Raw genomic sequence first — 2,511 nt, 5'->3', positions numbered from 1 at the left:
AGAAGGACAAGGCTATTATCAAGAAAGGGGAAAAGAACCCATCATTGTACGAAAAGGAGATGTTATAAAATGTAACAAAGATGTAGAACACTGGCATACATCTACTAAAGAAAGTGATGTAACTTATTTGGCCATTTATGGAGGAACACAACCTACAATTTGGGGAGAGAAATTAACGCAAGAATATTACGATAGCGTTGTCCAGAAGTTGAAGACGAATTAAGACTTATAACGAATTGTCCCATATAATTTATGACAACAAGTAATGGCAGCATCTAATTACCCCGGAATCTCCAAATATATTTAGATTACGTTGAAAGGAGTGGAAATACAAAATTCAGAAGTACAAATTTACTTTAGTATCTATTTGACATTATAGTTAATCAACCGGTCGCTTGTTCAACAAGCCGGGATCATCTGAACAAGTTGAAATTATCTTTTCTTATACTTACCCAATCTCTTTTTGTAGAAGGAGGTGAAACTGATAAGATGCCAGCGTTTTATTTTAGACAATTGCCTGTATGAAAGAATGATCTTGGTTTTCCTTTATCTATTTGAGTTTGCCGGAGCCAGTTGCTTTGTGAAAGTATAAGCTAAACCAATATTCCACATAAATGTATTTGTACCTGGAATAGTTGATTGAATTTTTTGATTGATAGCAGCCTGCAGCAGAAAAGGCGATTTACTATTGCCTAATGAAGCATTGGCTGTAAAAAAAGTGCCATCATTCCCATCAAGAAAAAGATAGTATAATGCAGGTGTTACAGTAAGCTGTACTGTATTTGAAACAGGGATATTCGAAACTGTGGTATTCAGGTTAATAAAATGCGTGGTTCTGGGTCCATTCACTTGCATCCCATTTCCTTGTAAGTAATACAAGGAGGCACTCCAATTTTTAGAAATACGATAAGACGGAGCTAATTCCCATGCCAGAAATCTTCTCAACCTTAGCAATTCTTCACTTACTCCATTTTGTAATACTGTTGAAGGAAACCAGTTAACAGCAGGATGTGCCCCAACTCTAAAACTAAAGCGTTTACTTTTTATGGCATGATACCTGAACCATAGAATGATAGAGCCTTTCTCTCCGGTAGGTGTTATCCTGAACTCGGGGTCGATACTTAGTTTTTTCTTTTTCCATGAAAGCAATATAATCGATGCAGGTTCATTAAATGAAAATGATGGGATGATTGAAAATCCATTATTCGTAATACCCAATGAACCTGAAAAGACCATACGACGCTGAGTACTATCGTTAAGCTGCTGCGCATATACTTTCTGAATACTAATGAACGTAAGTAATAAAATACTAAAATATAGTTGTTTAATCATAACATAAAATTATTGATTATCACGGAGTCCTCTATTATATTCATTACTTAATGAATTACCATTTTTACGGATTCTATTCGGCAATCATGCTTGGGGCTGACAAAGTGCTACATTTGGATATCAATCATCTTTTATGGCTGATATCTTAAAAATAGATAGTGTATCAAAATATAATAAACTCAGAGGAGTAAAAACATCTCATCCACTCATATCTGTAATAGAATCTTCTAAAGTGAAAAAACTACCTCAAGGTACATACAACTTCGGGGTATATTCTATATTACTGAAAGAGTTGAAATGTGGCGAATTAAAATATGGAAGGGGAAACTACGATTATCAGGATGGTACACTTGTATTCCTTGCTCCTGGACAAATTATCGGGGTACCAGAAAATACACCTAAGCCTAAAGGCTGGGCACTGCTTTTTCATCCAGATCTAATAAAAGGAACATCCTTGGGAAAAGATATAAACAGGTATGATTTTTTTTCCTATGAAGTGAATGAGGCTTTACATATTTCTGAAGATGAAAGAAAGTTAACCATTGACCAATTCAAAAAGATACAAAAAGAAATCGAGTCTGCTATAGACCATCACAGTAAAAAAATTATCGTTTCAAGTTTAGAATTATTATTACATTATTGCACCCGTTTTTATGATCGACAATTCATCACCCGTGATCATGTCAATAAAGGAGTCTTAGAAAAATTCGAGCAGTTCTTAAGTGATTATTTCAAGTCGGAACAGCCTCAACAAGTAGGATTTCCTACTGTAAAATATTTTGCAAACTTGGTTCATCTTTCATCTAACTATTTTGGAGATCTGGTTAAGAAAGAAACCGGAATATCGCCATTAGAACATATACAAGCAAAAGTGATAGACCTTGCAAAAGAACGAATTTTCGATATCGATAAATCGATTGCTGAAATAGCGTATGAACTCGGCTTTAAATATCCTCAACACTTCACCAGACTATTCAAAGAAAAGACTGGAATGACCCCCATTCAATACAGGGGGTTAAACTAGATTTCGTTTTAACTTTTGGAAAGTTCTAAAACTTTCCAAAAGTTCATAGTGCATTTCAACTTTTGGAGAGGAAAGCCCTTCACTAGAAAACGAAAAATTTGCTTATTGTTCTGAAACTGAATAATGAATGTATTGTGGTACTTTTATCTACTTTA

Annotated in this window: 2 protein-coding genes and 1 pseudogene; 2 read left to right on the top strand and 1 reads right to left on the bottom strand. The window is 34.6% G+C overall.

Going from position 1 to position 2,511, the window contains the following annotated elements:
• A pseudogene (locus ACTIEV_RS15460) lies at nt 1-223 on the top strand (hypothetical protein); the annotation flags it as partial.
• Nucleotides 224-546: 323 nt separating this feature from the next.
• Here the strand turns inward: ACTIEV_RS15460 and ACTIEV_RS15455 are convergent.
• Entirely contained in the window at nt 547-1,332 is a 786-nt protein-coding gene (locus tag ACTIEV_RS15455; RefSeq protein ID WP_439516812.1) for a hypothetical protein, read from the bottom strand.
• A gap of 133 nt (nt 1,333-1,465) precedes the next feature.
• Here ACTIEV_RS15455 and ACTIEV_RS15450 point away from each other — a divergent pair, with 133 nt between their 5' ends.
• Nucleotides 1,466-2,356, top strand: coding sequence for a helix-turn-helix domain-containing protein (locus ACTIEV_RS15450; RefSeq protein WP_439516811.1), 891 nt, complete (start codon nt 1,466-1,468; stop codon nt 2,354-2,356).
• Nucleotides 2,357-2,511 lie beyond the last annotated feature (155 nt).

The organism is Sediminibacterium sp. (assembly GCF_051861365.1).
GTDB lineage: Bacteria > Bacteroidota > Bacteroidia > Chitinophagales > Chitinophagaceae > Sediminibacterium.
The sequence above is the reverse complement of the archived record's forward strand: the minus strand, read 5'-3'. Positions and strand labels throughout refer to the sequence as shown.